This is a genomic window from Lacticaseibacillus hulanensis (genome assembly GCF_004010095.1).
Taxonomy (GTDB): domain Bacteria; phylum Bacillota; class Bacilli; order Lactobacillales; family Lactobacillaceae; genus Lacticaseibacillus; species Lacticaseibacillus hulanensis.
The window spans coordinates 18,132-33,854 of sequence record NZ_RRYD01000018.1 but is presented as its reverse complement, the minus strand read 5'-3'; the positions used below and the strand labels follow the sequence as shown (position 1 = coordinate 33,854).

General features: G+C 56.3%; 14 protein-coding genes. 8 read left to right on the top strand and 6 right to left on the bottom strand.

Features of this window, described 5'->3' with window-relative positions; all coding sequences use genetic code 11:
- The first annotated feature begins 13 nt into the window (after positions 1–13).
- The 8 genes from EKN00_RS05980 to EKN00_RS05945 all read left to right on the top strand — a co-directional run bounded on the left by EKN00_RS05980 (position 14) and on the right by EKN00_RS05945 (position 7,804).
- A complete protein-coding gene (locus tag EKN00_RS05980; RefSeq protein WP_164848051.1) occupies positions 14–667 on the top strand; it encodes a TetR/AcrR family transcriptional regulator in 654 nt (217 codons plus the stop codon).
- A 328-nt stretch (positions 668–995) separates the two neighbouring features.
- Positions 996–3,245 (top strand): ribonucleoside-triphosphate reductase, adenosylcobalamin-dependent, encoded by a 2,250-nt coding sequence (gene nrdJ / locus EKN00_RS05975; RefSeq protein ID WP_127849246.1) that lies wholly within the window; start codon positions 996–998, stop codon positions 3,243–3,245.
- Positions 3,246–3,369: 124 nt separating this feature from the next.
- The gene (locus tag EKN00_RS05970) at positions 3,370–3,756 is read left to right on the top strand and encodes a DUF4430 domain-containing protein (RefSeq protein ID WP_127849245.1); all 387 of its coding nucleotides are present in this window, start codon (positions 3,370–3,372) and stop codon (positions 3,754–3,756) included.
- 161 nt (positions 3,757–3,917) lie between these two features.
- The gene (locus EKN00_RS05965; RefSeq protein ID WP_127849244.1) at positions 3,918–5,759 is read left to right on the top strand and encodes a heavy metal translocating P-type ATPase; all 1,842 of its coding nucleotides are present in this window, start codon (positions 3,918–3,920) and stop codon (positions 5,757–5,759) included.
- Positions 5,760–5,931: 172 nt separating this feature from the next.
- Complete coding sequence (locus tag EKN00_RS05960) at positions 5,932–6,162, top strand: heavy-metal-associated domain-containing protein (protein WP_127849243.1); 231 nt, start codon at positions 5,932–5,934, stop codon at positions 6,160–6,162.
- A gap of 14 nt (positions 6,163–6,176) precedes the next feature.
- Complete coding sequence (locus tag EKN00_RS05955) at positions 6,177–6,740, top strand: ferritin-like domain-containing protein (protein WP_127849242.1); 564 nt, start codon at positions 6,177–6,179, stop codon at positions 6,738–6,740.
- Between the two features lie 106 nt (positions 6,741–6,846).
- On the top strand, positions 6,847–7,521 hold the full coding sequence (locus EKN00_RS05950; protein ID WP_127849241.1) for a Crp/Fnr family transcriptional regulator: 675 nt from the start codon (positions 6,847–6,849) through the stop codon (positions 7,519–7,521).
- Between the two features lie 73 nt (positions 7,522–7,594).
- Complete coding sequence (locus tag EKN00_RS05945) at positions 7,595–7,804, top strand: type II toxin-antitoxin system Phd/YefM family antitoxin (RefSeq protein ID WP_127849240.1); 210 nt, start codon at positions 7,595–7,597, stop codon at positions 7,802–7,804.
- Between the two features lie 48 nt (positions 7,805–7,852).
- Here EKN00_RS05945 and EKN00_RS05940 read toward each other — a convergent pair whose 3' ends face one another.
- The 6 genes from EKN00_RS05940 to EKN00_RS05915 all read right to left on the bottom strand — a co-directional run bounded on the left by EKN00_RS05940 (position 7,853) and on the right by EKN00_RS05915 (position 15,529).
- Complete coding sequence (locus EKN00_RS05940) at positions 7,853–8,728, bottom strand: helix-turn-helix domain-containing protein (RefSeq protein WP_127849239.1); 876 nt, start codon at positions 8,726–8,728, stop codon at positions 7,853–7,855.
- Between the two features lie 724 nt (positions 8,729–9,452).
- Positions 9,453–10,256, bottom strand: a complete 804-nt coding sequence (locus EKN00_RS05935) for an ECF transporter S component (protein WP_127849238.1) — start codon at positions 10,254–10,256, stop codon at positions 9,453–9,455.
- Positions 10,232–11,893: an ABC transporter ATP-binding protein gene (locus EKN00_RS05930; RefSeq protein WP_127849237.1), complete on the bottom strand. Its 1,662-nt coding sequence runs from the start codon at positions 11,891–11,893 to the stop codon at positions 10,232–10,234. The genes EKN00_RS05935 and EKN00_RS05930 overlap by 25 nt, the downstream gene beginning before the upstream one ends.
- Positions 11,894–11,911: 18 nt before the next feature.
- A complete protein-coding gene (locus tag EKN00_RS05925; protein ID WP_127849236.1) occupies positions 11,912–12,847 on the bottom strand; it encodes an energy-coupling factor transporter transmembrane component T in 936 nt (311 codons plus the stop codon).
- Positions 12,844–14,085, bottom strand: a complete 1,242-nt coding sequence (locus EKN00_RS05920; RefSeq protein ID WP_241559467.1) for a DUF4430 domain-containing protein — start codon at positions 14,083–14,085, stop codon at positions 12,844–12,846. The genes EKN00_RS05925 and EKN00_RS05920 overlap by 4 nt, the downstream gene beginning before the upstream one ends.
- Positions 14,078–15,529, bottom strand: coding sequence for a prenyltransferase/squalene oxidase repeat-containing protein (locus EKN00_RS05915; protein ID WP_127849235.1), 1,452 nt, complete (start codon positions 15,527–15,529; stop codon positions 14,078–14,080). Before EKN00_RS05915 ends, EKN00_RS05920 begins: the two co-directional genes overlap by 8 nt.
- Positions 15,530–15,723: the final 194 nt, after the last annotated feature.

The window sequence follows — 15,723 nt, the reverse complement described above, 5'->3', positions numbered from 1 at the left end:
AAAGAGGTACATCATGACCAAACCAACCACCGTTTCCTATTTCTTCAACCAATCGCTTAACGCCGACACCAGTTTGACCGCCAAACAGCGGCAGATTATTCTGGCCGCACTGGATTTGTTTGCCGAAAACGGGTTTGAGAAGGCGACAACGGCGGAAATTGCGGCGCGGGCGGGTGTTGCCGAGGGGACGGTGTACAAGCGGTACAAGACGAAGCGGGAACTGCTAAACACAATCCTGAACCGGTTTGCGTCCGACGTGGTGCCGCAAGCGGCCCAGGAGTTCGCGACGGACGAGTGGACAAAGGCGGACGCGACGCTGCACGCTTTTCTCACCGCGCTTGTTAGTAACCGGATTGAGTTCATTGCGGACAATTACCAGATTATCAAGATTATTGCCAGTGAAGCGCTGAACAATGCCGAGATGCAACAGCAGGTGCTCGGTAACATTGGCAGTCGGTTGTTCGGCGAGCTCAGCAAGCACATCGACCGCTTGAAGGCGAAGGGTGAAATCGTTGACTGGCCCAACGACATTTTGATGCAGTTCGTCGTCGGGACGATGGCCTCGCTGGCGGTGCGCCTGTTTGTTCAGCTGCCACCAACCGATTTAGCGGATCAGACCCAACATATGGTAGCGTTCCTGGAAAAGGGGCTAACACCAGCCAAATAATCGGAGGGGCGCAAAACATTCAGTGGTGAAATATTGCCTATTTACTATTGTTCGTATTCGAAAAGCGGGAGAATTTGTCCCGCTTTTTGTGTACCTGTTCACGAACAGAAAACAGAATTTCCGTTAATAATTTGTAACAAATTTTTTAATAGGACTCTAAGCACCGCGGGGACTACATTTGCAAAGCATGCTTTCAATAAGTTGTGTTTTTGTTCCGTGAAACCCACCCATAGCCACTATATATGGTGTATTGTATAGATACATTCAATAGAAATAGCGTGCTGATATTGCACGCTATTTCTATTGAAAACTAGGAGGTACATAATATATGGCAACTGAAACCGCAATTCGAGTAAGTTTAACCGACGACTTCGTGCAGTCTGTCGTGAACACCGTCAAGCCACACTGGGGTGAACTGGGCTGGGTTACCTACAAGCGCACGTACGCCCGCTGGATTGATAGTAAGGGCCGCACTGAAAACTGGGACGAAACCGTTAAGCGCGTGGTCGAAGGTAATATTAACCTCGACCCCCGTCTGCACACGGACGAGATTGATCCCGATGTTTATGCCGAACTCACCGACGAAGCGCAACAGCTATTCAAGCTCGTCTACGGCCTGGCTGCAACTCCTAGTGGCCGTAACTTGTGGATCTCTGGTAGTGACTACCAGAAGCGTAATGGTGACGCCCTGAATAACTGCTGGTTTGTGGCCGTCCGTCCGCAAGCCTATGGGCACAGTCACATCGTGCCGTGGTACCTGTCCGAAAAGACGGTGGCACCATCCATGCCATTCTCATTCATGTTTGATCAGCTTATGAAGGGCGGCGGTGTTGGCTTCTCCGTGGCGGCCGAAAACGTCAACCAGATGCCGGCAGTTGATAACCGGATTGACCTGGCTGTGATTATTGATAAGTCCAGTAAGGCTTACGATGAATCCATCGCTGCCGGAGCAGTGGACCGCGACGCATGGCTTGCGGCCAACAACATTGACGACGCGCTGAGCTACCGCCTGCCAGACACCCGCGAAGGCTGGGTCGAAGCGAACGCGGCACTGATTGACGCCCACTTCAACGGGACCAATCCTAGTGGTGTCACGACGCTCGTTCTTGATATCTCTGACATTCGCGAACGTGGTGCCAAGATTCACGGCTTCGGGGGCACGGCTTCCGGTCCTGCACCACTGGTTGAGATGCTGGGCGACATTAACGGCGTTCTGAACGATGCCGTGGGCCGCAAGCTGACCAGTGTTGACGCCACCGACATCGGGAACCTGATTGGGAAGACCGTTGTTGCCGGGAACGTGCGCCGTTCCGCTGAAATTGCCCTGGGTGGCGCCGACGACTCTGCGTTCATCACGATGAAGCAGGACAAGGACAAGCTGTACCACCACCGCTGGGCTTCCAACAACTCCGTGCTCGTTACCAGCAGCTTCACGGGCTATGATGAAGTCGCCGCAGCAATCGCCGAAAACGGGGAACCAGGGATGGTTAACCTCGAGTTGGCGCGCAACTACGGGCGGATTGCTGATGGCCGGCAGGAGGGCATTGACGCCGAGGTTGAAGGCACGAACCCGTGTGGCGAAATCTCGCTGGCCAATGGTGAACCTTGCAACCTGTTTGAAGTGTTCCCAGTGATTGCGGAGCAGCAGGGCTGGAACCTGCACGCCGCATTCCGTCTAGCCGCACGCTACACCAAGCGCGTTACGTTCAGCAATTACGACTGGGAAATTTCCCGGAACGTCATTGAAAAGAACCGCCGGATTGGTGTGTCCATGTCCGGGATTCAGGACTGGATTCTGTCCCGCTTTGGCCACCGCGTTGTCACCGGCTATGAAGATGCAACCGACCCCGAAACTGGCGCGGCAATCAAGAAGCCTATCTACGACCAGGAAGCAGTCAAGGCCTTTGATGGTTTGTACAAGGGCGTTGTTGCTGCCGACAAGGAATACTCCAAGCAGTTGCACTGCAACGAATCGATTAAGCACACAACCGTTAAGCCATCTGGGACCGTGTCCAAGCTGGCTGGGGTTTCTGAAGGGATGCACTTCCACTACAGTAACTACCTGATTCAGCGCATTCGTTTCCAGGACAGCGACCCCGTGCTCGACGCCCTGAAGGCTTGTGGCTACAACATCGAACCCGATATCTACAGCAAGAACACGATGTGCGTTGAGTTCCCCGTTCGGGCCGAACACGCCGACAGTCCTGATTTTGCGTCCGCTGGTACCGTCAGCATCGCCGAACAGTTCGCAACGCAGGCATTCCTGCAGACGTACTGGGCGGACAACTCGGTTTCCTGCACCGTAACCTTCCAGCCAGACAGTGAAACGGATGAGATTGCACCGCTGTTCAACCAGTACCGCAACATCATCAAGTCCACCTCACTGCTGCCATACAGTGGCGCCGGCTACCAGCAGGCACCAAAGGAACCATTCAGCAAGGAAGACTACAAGAAGATGCGCGCTCAGCTTCACGGCGACGTCGCCAAGAAGTTCAACGAGCTGCACCCAGCTGACGTTAAGGATTTGGAAATTGTCGATCAAACGGACTGCGCGTCCGGGGCCTGCCCAGTTAAGTAATGTGGGCGGCTAGGCAAAGTGAAAGTGCATGTGCAGCTGATGCGCATGCACTTTTATTTTTGCCAAAAACGTTGGTGACTTGTAGAGTGTAAATGGAACGAATAATTGGTTGGAGGAACTGGTATTGAATAAAGTATTGAAGCGGCTGCTCTTCGCCCTAGCCGCGCTCATTGTCATTGTTGTTCTTGGTGCCTGCGGGAATGGCCACAAAAATGCGGCGCCCAAGAACGGCACGTACACCGTGACGCTCACCGTCAATAAGAAGCAAATCAGCAAGAAGCACATCGCGGTGGTCAAGAAGCAATCCATTCTGGCGGCGATGGAGAAACACTACAAGGTCGACCAGGATAAGGGCTTCATCACGGCAATTAACGGCCACAAGCAAAACGCCAAGAAGAACTTGTACTGGATGTTCTACATTGACGGCAAGTCCGCAGCCAAAGGGGCGGGGGACATTGTGGCCAAGAAGGGGCAGAAGATCAGCTTCAGGCTCGAGCAGGCCAAATATTAAGGCACCCATCTTCACAAAACTGGTGTTTAACTAAAAAATATTTTCGAAAAAAAGGCAATCTTGACGTTGGTCAAGGTTGCCTTTTTGCTTACGCCTTAAGCTAGGTACATAAGTTAAGGCAAGCGCAACAAAAAGATGCGTGGCCTGCAGGGGGAAACGTCATGAAAATGAATTTATGGTTTAACGAACACAAACAGTTGCTGGCCGGCACGGTCGGCGGACTCGTGCTTATCAGCTGGCTACTTGGCTGGCTCCACGTGAGTGCCTTGGCCATGGCCGTCATGTACGTTGGCGGTGTGGTTGGGACCGTCCCAATCGCGTCCCGCGCATTCGGTGCACTGAAGGCCAAAACAATTAGCATTGAGCTTCTGGTCACCATCGCCTGTATTGGGGCCCTCGCGATTGGCGAACCCAATGAGGCCGCAATCGTGACCTTCCTGTTCCTCTTCGGCGATGTGCTTGAAGAACGGACACTGGCCAAGACGCGTTCGGCCGTGAAGGATCTCACCGAAATGGCGCCGCAACAAGCTGATGTGCTGCAGGACGATGGTAGCCTAGTTGCGACCGACATCGATGACATCGACGAAGGCATGCGCGTTGTGGTTCGCCCTGGTGGTCAGGTACCCGTTGATGGGACCGTGGTCGCTGGGACTGGGGACACACTTGAAGCGGTAATCACCGGTGAGGCGCGCCCGGTGGCAAAGGCGACCGGCGATGATGTTTTTGCCGGGACCACGCTTGACTCCGGGACGCTGACAATTGAAACCACGGCCGCGGGGGATGACACCACGTTCGGTCAGATTGTTGAGTTAGTTGAAGAAGCGCAGGACGCCCAGGCGCCGGTTGCGCGTTTTATCGACAAATTTGCCCGTTACTACACGCCCGCAGTCCTCGTGATTGCGATTATCGTTGGGCTGGTTAGCCGTGACATTAGCCTCGCAATTACGATGCTTGTCCTCGGATGCCCAGGGGCCCTCGTCATTGGGGCACCAGTTGCCAACGTTGCCGGGATTGGCCGCGCGGCTGGTAGTGGGATTTTGTTCAAAGGTGGCGCGACCGTTGCCAGCCTCGCCAAGGCTGACACGCTGATGCTCGACAAGACCGGGACCATCACGACCGGGAAGATGGCGGTTCACAGTGTCGCTGCATTTAACGGTGATCAAAACGAAGCACTCGGCATTCTCGCCGGCATTGAGGCGGGCAGTGTGCACCCACTGGCCAAGGCCATTGTGCAATACGCTGACGGCCAAAAGGTTGCCCAAGCGGCCGTACCCGACATGGAAACCATCAAGGGCCGCGGGCTTGCCAGCGCCGATGGTCAGTACCTCGTTGGGAATGAGCGCTTGCTGGCGGAACACGCAATCACGGTTGCCGCGGACGTTGATGCGGCGGTCAAGAAGGCGCAAAACGCCGGGGACTCGGTAGTGATTCTGGCAGCAAACGGCCTCGTTCGGCTGGTTGTTGGGGTCAACGACATTGTCCGCCCAGACGCCGCTGCTGGTCTGGCCGCGCTGAAGAAGGCGGGCGTGAAGAAGATTGTGATGCTGACGGGTGACAACCGCGCCGCCGCAGAACGAATTGCCGCGGACTTGCCAATTGATGAGGTCCAGGCAGAACTGCTGCCTTCCGAAAAGGTTGAGGCCGTGAAGACGGCGCAAGCAAACGGCGCCCAGGTTGCCTTCGTTGGTGACGGGATTAACGACGCCCCGGCGCTTGCAACGGCGGATATCGGCGTTGGCATGGGCGGCGGCACGGCCGTTGCCCTCGACACGGCGGACGTTGTGCTCGTGCGGCCACAGTTCAACACGCTGAGCCAGGCTGTTTCCCTGGCGCGGGGCACGACGAACGTTACCACGCAGAACATTGTGATTGCGGTTGGGACCGTGGCGCTGCTGCTCCTGGGCCTGCTGGTGGGCATCGTCCACATGGGCAGCGGGATGCTGGTCCACGAAGTTTCCATCCTGCTGGTTATCGGCAACGCAATGCGGCTGCTGCGCAAATAATTACCAGAACGAGCACCAAAGTTTTTTCGGAAAAAAGCGGCTAACTTGATTTACGTCAATTAGCTTTGACCGGCAACCAATTACTATATAAGAGTAGACAGAAAGAAAAAGATTGTTGCGATTCGAATGCAGCGCGTTGCGCACCGCATTCGGATTACGAGGAGGTTATCTCATGGAATTAGCAGTTATGAAGCTTGGTGCACTTACTTGCCCATCTTGCATGCAGAAGATTGAACACGCAGTCAGCGGCGTCGATGGCGTCAGCAGCGTGAAGGTGCTCTTCAACGCGGCAAAGCTCAAGGCTCAGTTCGATTCAAGTAAGACCGATGCCGACAAACTTGCCGACGTTGTGACCGGCCTCGGATACGAAGTGCAGAGCGTGAAGGTTAAGGAACTGGCATAGACAGGAGATTACACATGACAGAATTCAGTGAAGCAATTACCAAGCAGTACGCAGCAGAACAGGCACAGTCGGAGGCCGATCACCACACACCAACTGCCGGCGCGATGACCAACCACATTCTGAGTAACCACGTGGTGCTTACGAACCGGTTGCGCCAGGCACAGTGGTTCGTCAAGGGACCAAACGCACTGCAGCTGGCTGCCGCGTTCAAGGCGACGAACGCCGCCAACAACGAGTGGATTGACCGGATTGCCCAGGACCTCCTGGATGAAGACGAAATCCCGGCAAACATCACCAGCGAATACAGTGCCTGGACCATGCTTCAGGAACACGGTGAGAGCAAGTATCTGGACGCTGACGCCCTGGTCCAAGGGATCGTGAGCGACCTGAACACCGACAACCTGTTTGTAACCCGCGCGATTGCACTGGCACAAAAGGAAAACCGGCCCGCATTTGCCGCTGAGCTCGTGCAGCTATTCGGCTGGAACAATCGTCAAATTCGCCAGTACCAGGCACTGCTCGGTAACACCGCCCGCACCGGCCTCGATGAAGAGGACGACGATGACGACGAAGATTAATTGACGGGGCAAAACTGGGGCTGACGTAGCTCCGGTTTTTCTCGTTAGCAGGCAAAGACGCGTTACAATGTAGTTAGGAAAGATACTTGGCTCGGGGGGATTGCAGATGCACATTCATGATGCAGAAGGTTGCGTGCGGCTGGTGCCGATCTTTAAGAATTTGGACGCAGGGACGATTACCGCCATTGCGCAGCTCGTGCACGAGCACAACGTTGCTGCCGGCGACACACTGTTTCTGGCGGGGACCGACGCCGATGCGCTGTACATTGTTGCGCGCGGTCAGGTCAAGGTCACGCAGGACACCGTCAGCGGGCGGGAACAAATGTTGCGCCTGCTGCAGGCCGGCGATTTTGACGGTGAGGCCGTGCTCTTCACCAAGACGGAGCACAACAACAATGCTATCGCGCTGACCGCAAGCCAGGTGTGCACCATCAGCCGCAGCGACTTCCAGCAGCTGCTGCGGCAAAGCCCAGACCTCGCACTGAACGTGCTCAACGCCCTCGGGCAGCGGGTTGTCACCCTGGAGAACCAGGCGACGGCGGCGAACACGGCCAGCGTGGCTGAGCGGCTCGCCAACTATCTGCTCGAAACGAGCGCGGCAATGGGGGATGCGGAATTCACCTTGCCGCTGCGCAAGAAGGACCTAGCACTTTACCTCGGAACGTCGGCCGAAACAATTAGTCGGCGGCTGACCACCTTTGAGGATGATGGCCTAATCGAGCAATCTGGTCGGGGCCACATCAAGATTGTGGATGCTGACGGACTCGGCTTAGTGATTTAACCGAGTTGCCATTTCGAACGCTTGTTTGTATAATGGATACTAACGAATGCGGAAGTGTAAGTGAGGTAAATCCATGCAGACAGAATATTCAGCAGAAATGGCGCAGGCCCACCTGAGTGATATCATCCGGGCGGCGAACAACAAGGCGCAAGTAATCAAGATTAACGGCACAGACGGTGAACCCGACGCGTTTGTGGTTCCAGAATCCTACTGGTCCGCGCTGCAAGAAACCCTCGCAGTTGTGAACGCAGGTCGGGTTTTTCCCGAACATATCGGTGAATAAGCAAAAGGAGATTGGCCAGCTGGTCAATCTCCTTTTTTGGTACCGATCTTATTTGAATTCCACGCCGCAGCGCTTCAGCCACAACATGTCGCTTGCTGCAAGCTGCGGGCTGCCGAGGAAGTCCAGTGAGCCAAGCAGGTTTTGCAGGATTTCGCGTTGCTCTTCGCCGCCGTTTTGCTTGAAGGCAAAGGCGCAACGGCAAAGTTCGCGGCGGTAGTTGGTGAAGATGTCAATTGGGCTGAGCTTCATCCCGTCAATCATCTTCATGATTTCGCCGGCAAACTCCAGGTCGCCCGTTTCGATTGGCCGCATAATGGCGTTCATCAGCGCCATCTGGTATGCCTGCCGGTCGTTTTCTGGGTGCTGGCGCTTGGCAAACGAGCGGACCATAATCCGGAAGGCGCGCTTGCTGTGGTGCTCATCCATGAAGTAGACGAGTTCCGCGTACAGCATGTATTCGAAGTGGTGCCAGTCATCGTCGCGTTCAAGAAAACTGACCACTTCATCCTGGTTAGCGTCTGACAGGTAAATGGTTGGAAACTTGATGGATTCAGTCCATGTTTCAAGAATCATCAGGTTAAAGGGACGCAGGGGCAAATACATGTTGTCGGTGGCGAACCGGTAGTTGTGCAGCGCGGCGGTGGCCATCGCCTTGTTCCCGCGTACGAGTGCATCGTGGACGGAACGCAGCGCGACGTCAAAGGCGGCCTTGGCTTGGTTGGGCCGCATGAGAACGTCAGCGGGATCCATTTCGGCGGCTTCCATTGCGGGTGCGAGCTTCGAGATGGTCAGGTCAATCTGGCCGCGTTCAAAGCGTGACAGCGTGGTTTCCGAAATCCCGGCGGAGACATCGCGGATCTTGAGCCCCCGGCGTTTGCGAATGTGCCGGAAAAAGGCACCCAGTTTGGCTTCGTGGTCTTCCATATTTTCTCCTCCAAAGTGCGGCACAATCCCGAAAATAAAAAAGGGTGGGCGTGCGAATAATTGCGGTTGAATAAATCATTTCATTTTACTCGTATTAGTATACACTTTGCGTAGCGCTTTCCGTCAACCGGTAAATATCAATTGATTGTTATTGTGAAAGAAATAAATATTGCCGGTGCACGTCCCGCCGATTAAATCATGTGGGTAGTACCGGCACTTTTTGCAGGAAAAAATGCTCAATGGTCGGGTTGCTGGCAACAGGGATTCTACACTTTTGGTGTTATTTAAAGACTCGGAATATTGATTGGTATAGTTGTGCATTTTCTGCATTTGGTTTATTCAACTAGGCGCGTAAATGCCGCAAAGCCGCGTGGGCGGCATGGTGGCTCGGAATATAATAACGTTGTTTTGGAGCGATTAGAAAAATGTTTGTTATTGGCTAAGAATAAACTATGTTTTCTTAAGCGGAATTGTGTTGCTGGGCCACGGGAAAAATGCAAAAACGGCATAATTCGCGCAAGAACCAGTACGGGTGTTAGCGGGGGTGTCTTTACTGGTAGGCACTTGCTCAATTAGTACAAAAACGTAATATTGCCTCATTTGCAATCTAGGTGGTGTTTTGCTGTGGCGAGCGAAAAAACAGGCCACAACTGAAAAGTTATGCCCTGCTCTTGATTATGTCGTAATTCACCCAGCGGTTGATCCGCAGCTTTGCGCCCGACCGCTACTTGAAAATCCCGTACTTGTCTTGCAGCCGTGCGAGCTTGCGCAACATCGGCATGCCCAGCACCGCCAGAAACAGCACCGTGGCCCCAGCGTGGACTAGGTCCATGGGGAACCCCGAGGCGTAGATGGCAATGAGTGCGGTTTTCGTGATGACCCCGCCGTACATGATGATGGACGCCGGATTCAGGATGCCCCCGTAGACGATGATGACGCTGAAGAAGCCGAAGATGCACATGGAGATGCGGTTCGGTCGCAGGAGGTGCGCCCAGGCAAGCGTGCCGGCGAGCCAGCCGACGCAACCGAAACCGAGCATTTGCCACGGGGTCCAGGGCCCCTGCGTGAAGAAGATGTTCGACGTGAGCGCGGACATTGCGCCAACAAGGAAGCCGACGTCGCTCCCAAAGGCGATGCCGCTGACAATGACGATGGCGGCAATCGGCTTGAACTGGGCAAGCATGAAAAAGGCGCTGCGGCCGGCCACCGCCAGCGCAACCAGCACCGCAATGACCACGAGCTCGCGGGCGCTGGGGTGACGGCGCTCAAACCGCAGACACACCGCGCCGAACGCGACGGCCATGAGGAGCAGGCTGGTCACCAGGTAGTGGCGCTGGCCCGTGTGCACGCCAAACGCAAGCACGAGCGCGCTGAGGATTAAGACGAGAGTCGTGCGCTGCCACGATAACGCCCGCTTGGGGTGGCTGAAGGTCGGAACCGGGTTTTGCGGCATGGCCGGCAAATCGGCGGTGGGCACGTCTTTTTGGTCAGCGTACAGCTGCTTTAGGAATTGGTTTTTTGCAGGCATGCTTCCACCTCCTCCAGCGTGATGGCGTTCGGCCAGTAATCGCGGGCGATGCGGTTTGCGGTCGTGGTGTAGAAACTGTTGGCGGCGAAGAACTCGTGCGTCGGTGCGGAAGCGGCAATTTCGCCATCGAAAAGCAGCGCGATGTGATCCGCGTATTGGGCCACGAAGTCCAGGTCGTGGGTGACCATGACGATGGTGACCCCAGTACTGTGCAGCTGGGCCAAAATCGAGCCGACCGCCGCCTTGGTGAAGGCATCCAGCCCCTTGGTTGGTTCGTCCAGCAGGAGTACCTTTGGCCGCAGCAAGATAATCTTCGCCAGCGCGAGCAATTGGCGCTCACCGCCACTGAGGTCAAACGGGTGGTGGGCCAGCAGCGGGCGCAGGTGGCACAAATCGATCACGCCACTCACCGCGGCTTCAGCGCCCATGGCCGGCTGCACGCGCTTCGCCGTTGTCATCAGTTCGGCCTGCACCGTGGCACTGGCAAACAGCGTCGTCGGGTCCTGGGGCATAACGGCGAGGAATTCCTGGTACAAGTCGGCGCTGCGATACCGGTCGAGGGGCTGGCTTGCCAGCGTGATTTTACCGCTGCTCGGGCGCAAAATTCGGCCGAGCAGGTTGAGCAGCGTGGTCTTGCCGGCGCCGTTGCTGCCAACGATGCCGTACCACTGGCCGCGGCTCACTTGCAGATTAATGTCCTTCAGGGTGTCGGGCGCGTCCTGGCTGTAGCGAAACGAAACGTGCTTGGCAATCAGCCACGGCTGTGCGTCCGGCTCGGGGGCGGGCGTCGCAAATGGTTCCGGATTACGAACGAAACCTTGGAGCCATGCGCGTCCGGCGCCCACGGTCAGGGGGATGGTTGCCGCCTGAACGCTGGTTACGGAATTGCAGTACAGCCGCGTTGCGGTCGGCAGGGCCGCAAACAGCGGGGCGTGCTGAGCAAAGAGGTCGGCACTGACCTGCTGGGGCGCTCCGTCCGCGACGATGGCCCCACTGCGCATCATCACGAGCTGGTCGGCGAAACTGGTGACGTCTTCCAGTTCGTGTTCGGCCAGCAAAATGGTCGTGCCCAGCTCGTTGTGCAGGCGCACGAGGGCCTGGATGAAGCTCTGTTTTGCCAGTGGATCGAGCTGGGCCGTGGGTTCATCCAGCAGGAGCAGCTCGGGGCGCATAACCATGACGCTGGCGAGGGAGACAAGCTGCTTTTGCCCGCCGGAAAGGGTGGTGACGTCCCGGCTCATCAATTCGGTGAGGCCAAAGAAGGTCGCCATTTCGGCAATGCGACTGTGGATGACGTTTGGCTTTTCGCCCAGACTCTCGAGGCCAAAAGCCAGCTCGTGCCAGACCTTGTCGGTGACGAACTGGGCGTCGGCTTGCTGGTTCACGTAGCCAATGGCACTGGCCTGCTGCCGGTTGTCCAGCTTGGCCAGTGGCTGGTCGTGCCACAGCAAACTCCCGGTGGCCGTTCCGCTTGGCAGCAGCACCGACTTCAATTGCCGCAGCAGCGTGGTTTTGCCACTGCCGCTGCGGCCGAACATGACGGTGAAGCTGCCTGCCTTGATATTCAGGTTGATGTTGGTCAGCGCGGTTTTCGCGTCGGCGTAGGTGAAGGAATAGTCTTTAAAGGAAACAAGCATTAATCTATCTACTTTCAATTAATTGCGTGCAAAATACGGCGGCAGTTCGGCCTTGGCATTATCCGGAACCTGGTGCAGGCGCGACCAGACGTACATGATGCTGGGCAATAGTGCCAGACCAAGAACGGCGAGGGTGCCGATGAGTGTCCAGAGGTTGCGCCCGATAATAATCTGCGGGTTGTACTGGGCAAACAGGCCGTGCATGCGCCAGCTGATCAGCACCAGCCCCGTGAGGACGATCAGCACGGCGGCCAGAATCCGGTCGGACGTGCGAAAGTGGAACCGGGCGTACGCGGTGCGATGACCGGTGCCGTAACCGCGGCTGCGCATTGAGTCGGCGGTGGTGACGGCCGTTTCGAGGGCCCAGGTGGTCATTATGGAGAAAATATTGGCGGCCACGTGGAACTTCTGGCGCCAGTTGACCTGGCCCACGGCGTTGCCGGTGCCGGTCTGCGCGTTCTTGACCGCCCGAAACTGGCGTCCGAGCAGTGGCACGAAGCGGAAGGTGAGGCTCATGAGCAGACCAATTGCCGGCAGCATGCGCCCACACAGATAAACGATTTTGTCCCGGGTCATCAGCTGGTTGATGGCCACGAACCAGCACAGGCCACATGCCAGCACACCCGCCAGAACGAGGCCGTAGACGATGGCCTCAAGCGTGATGGAGTTGCCGCTGTTTAGGGTTACCAGCAGGGTCTGCCCGTAATGGTTGAAGCACATGTTGATGAGCGTGAAGACAACCATCCCCGGCAGGATGAACGTCAGCAGTAATTTTGCCACGTGCCGCCATCCCCGCAGGATAGCGCCATAAATGGCGGCGCCAATCAGCGCCGCCACCAAGGCGAGGGGGTGCAGGCAAAATGCCGTCAGCCCCAGAATTATGATAAAGTATGCGGCCTGGATCAGCGGGTGTGCCTCACCGAATGGGTCGCGGTGTCCGTGAACGGTTTTCAATTGTGTCCCCCGACGTCGGCGCCAAGTTCAAGCGTGTACAGCCACTTGATGACGCTGCCGTTCTTCAAATCTTTGTATGATGATGCGCCGTAATTCGGGAACCAGCCATCAACGGAGTACATCCAGCCGGATGCGGCGCCACCGTCGAATTCATACAGGTTGTGAATGCCGGTAATGTAGTAGGCGTTGTAGGCCGGCGTCCACCGCGCTTCCATCTGGATGCCACGTTCGGCGGTGACCTGCTTCAACACGTCGTAAACTGATTCACCAGTTTTAAGTGTAACCTTGGTTGGCGGCAAAATCACGCCGCTTTTAGGGACGGAATTCTTCTTGTTGTCCTTGATCTGGTCCAGGTGGTGTGCGGCCGTAGATGCGTTAATCGAAATCGTGACGGTAGGCGCACTACTTGTTGCTTTAGCCGTAGCGTGCTTGGTCTTGTGTGTTGCGTGCTTGACTGCCGCTGAACTAGTGGCAACAGCGTGGCTGCTGGAACTCCCGGCATCCTTGCTACTAGAACTGGCCTTAGAAGCGGAACTGGCTGCCGAGCTTGATTTACTGGTGGCGGCAGCGTGCTTTTTGGTCTTAGACGCCGCCTTTTTAGCCTTAGCCTTGGTCGAAGTGGCTTTTGTGGCCTCTTTTTTGGCAACGACCTTGGCCTTCTTGATGGTCTTGGTCTTATCGGTCTTGGTGGTACCAACCAGGTAAACGGTGCGGTGGACGCTCGTGACCTTGAAGCTCAGCTGCGTTGTCTTGGCTGTTTGCTTCAGGTTGACCGGCGTCGCTGAATCAACGGTGAGCTTGTTGCCGCTGAGCAAAACCGCGGCCGATGCGGACCAGCGCTTCGGGATGGTGATGGTCAAAGTGGGGGCGCCGGCCAGGTGGAACTGTGCGAACTTGATGCCAATCAGATTCTTGGCGCCGGGCACCTTGGCCAGTGCCGCCTTGCTCTTGGCGTTAGTTATTGTCAGTGCTAGTTTCTGCTTGGTGGGGTTTTTCACCTGCGCCGAGTCGTAGGTCCAGCTGTACTTAATCCCGTCGTGCTTGCCAGAGAGGGTGAACTGCCCGCCCTTGTTTGCGAGGTTCTTCATTTGGGCCTTGGTGACAACGCCGTTTTTGGCCAGCTTGGTGGTGGTGACCGTTTTGCTGCCGGTGCTTGAGGTTTGCGCCGCGGCGTTTTTGCCGCAACCGGCCAGGAGTGCGACCGCCAGCAATGCAATTAATCCGGCACGCCTACGCATCAAACCGCACCTTCTTTCCGATGACGAAGGTGAGGACAAGCAGAATCAGGCCCAGGGCAATGGCCACGATGGATGCGGTGCTGCCTAGTTGTGGTAAGTCGGACTTTGCTTTGGCCTCATGCTTAGCCGCTTGGTTTTGGGCTGCAGCTGCAGGCTGGACGCCGGCTGGCTTGTTGGCGTTGTTGTGCACAGAATCGGTGTTTTGCTTTTTAGCATCAGTGTCTGCTGGGACGGCGTCAGCGTCATTATCAGTATCCTTGGATCCTGGCTGCTGCTTAGGTGTAGCAGGCGCTGTGGATGCTGGTTTGTTGTCGTTACTGCCTTCCGTTGCTTGCGGCTTAGTTGTCGTTTGCGGCTTGCTGGTGGTGACGGCCGGCTTGGTGCTGGTAACGGCCAAATCGGACATGTCGTAGAGGCTGGTTTCACCCTTGAGGAACCGGTTGTAGGCAACAATGGCGTAGTAACTTTGCTCGGTTGCCATGTCGTTCACGGCATCGCCCAGGGTGTGGGCAAAGCCGGAGCCGGCAACGTGGAAGGACATCAGGTTATCGATTAAGGTCTTGCCGTTCTTCGTGAAGGCGGTGTCTTGCGGGTCAATGCCCAGCGCGGTCAAGGCGACGATGACCTGATCGGCGGATTCAACGTTGGCGGTGCCGTATGAAGTGTAGCCACCGGTTGCGTCCTGGCGCTTGCTGAGGACGGATACGGCGCGGTCAATTGCGCTCTTCACGTTCGCCTCGTTTTTGTACGGTGCCAGTGCTTGCAGCGCCATGGCCGTGATGTCGATGTCCGCGGTGCTGCCGAACAGGTTCCAGCCGCCGCCCTTGACCTCTTTGCCCAAGATGTAGTCGACGAGGGCCTGCTTGGTAGTTTGGGTGTCCTTGCCGGTGACGGGGCTGAACTTGTAGGTTGGGTTTGCGTCGATGGCGAGTAAAGTGTAAATTGCACCGTTAATGCCCTGCGCGGTGACGGTTTCGAGGCTGTTGAGTCGGTCAAAGAGACTGTTGCCGCCCAGGTTCTCCGCGTTGCCGCCGAGTGCGGTGACGGCCAGTGCGATGCGCGAGTTGTCGGTCGCGCGAATGCCGCCGTAACCCAGCATGTCGTAGCTACCGGCGTCGGTTGCCTGCTTCAGCTTGGCCGTTGCATCGCTCAAGTAGCGCTTGGCAAAGCTGCTGGTGTCGGCGCCGCTGCGTGCGTAACCCACAATCAGCCACTCGGGCATGTCGGTCACCATGTTCGTGTCACTCTTGGCAAAGCCGTCGAGTCGACCCTTCACGTATGTAGTGGTGTCTTTGAGTGCCTGCGAGACAGCAGCCGGAGTCGCGCTCGTGGTGCTGGCTGCGGCCACGGAGTTTGCGGGCGCTGCGGGCATTGCCGCCGCGACGCCGCCGAGCAGCAGGCCGGTAGTGATAAGAATGCGTGTGAATAATTGATGTTTTGCCATTGGTTTAACCCCCAGAATAATTGCGTTGAACACTATATATAGTATGGCGAAATGGATCTAAACACAATCAAATGTGGTTACCAATTTTGTGAAATAGAACGCTGACTTATTAACGGTGTATATGAATGCCGCGCGGGAGTCGGCATTATGCTGGCACAAATAACGTGAAACAAATTTGCCTGGCCACAATTTAC

Excerpts from the sequence above, each read along its gene's own strand:
- EKN00_RS05980 (WP_164848051.1), top strand. The coding sequence starts at position 14 with ATGACCAAACCAACCACCGTTTCCTATTTCTTCAACCAATCGCTTAAC.
- nrdJ (WP_127849246.1), top strand. The coding sequence starts at position 996 with ATGGCAACTGAAACCGCAATTCGAGTAAGTTTAACCGACGACTTCGTG.
- EKN00_RS05965 (WP_127849244.1), top strand. The coding sequence starts at position 3,918 with ATGAAAATGAATTTATGGTTTAACGAACACAAACAGTTGCTGGCCGGC.
- EKN00_RS05960 (WP_127849243.1), top strand. The coding sequence starts at position 5,932 with ATGGAATTAGCAGTTATGAAGCTTGGTGCACTTACTTGCCCATCTTGC.
- EKN00_RS05955 (WP_127849242.1), top strand. The coding sequence starts at position 6,177 with ATGACAGAATTCAGTGAAGCAATTACCAAGCAGTACGCAGCAGAACAG.
- EKN00_RS05950 (WP_127849241.1), top strand. The coding sequence starts at position 6,847 with ATGCACATTCATGATGCAGAAGGTTGCGTGCGGCTGGTGCCGATCTTT.
- EKN00_RS05945 (WP_127849240.1), top strand. The coding sequence starts at position 7,595 with ATGCAGACAGAATATTCAGCAGAAATGGCGCAGGCCCACCTGAGTGAT.
- EKN00_RS05940 (WP_127849239.1), bottom strand. The coding sequence starts at position 8,728 with ATGGAAGACCACGAAGCCAAACTGGGTGCCTTTTTCCGGCACATTCGC.
- EKN00_RS05935 (WP_127849238.1), bottom strand. The coding sequence starts at position 10,256 with ATGCCTGCAAAAAACCAATTCCTAAAGCAGCTGTACGCTGACCAAAAA.
- EKN00_RS05930 (WP_127849237.1), bottom strand. The coding sequence starts at position 11,893 with ATGCTTGTTTCCTTTAAAGACTATTCCTTCACCTACGCCGACGCGAAA.
- EKN00_RS05920 (WP_241559467.1), bottom strand. The coding sequence starts at position 14,085 with ATGCGTAGGCGTGCCGGATTAATTGCATTGCTGGCGGTCGCACTCCTG.
- EKN00_RS05915 (WP_127849235.1), bottom strand. The coding sequence starts at position 15,529 with ATGGCAAAACATCAATTATTCACACGCATTCTTATCACTACCGGCCTG.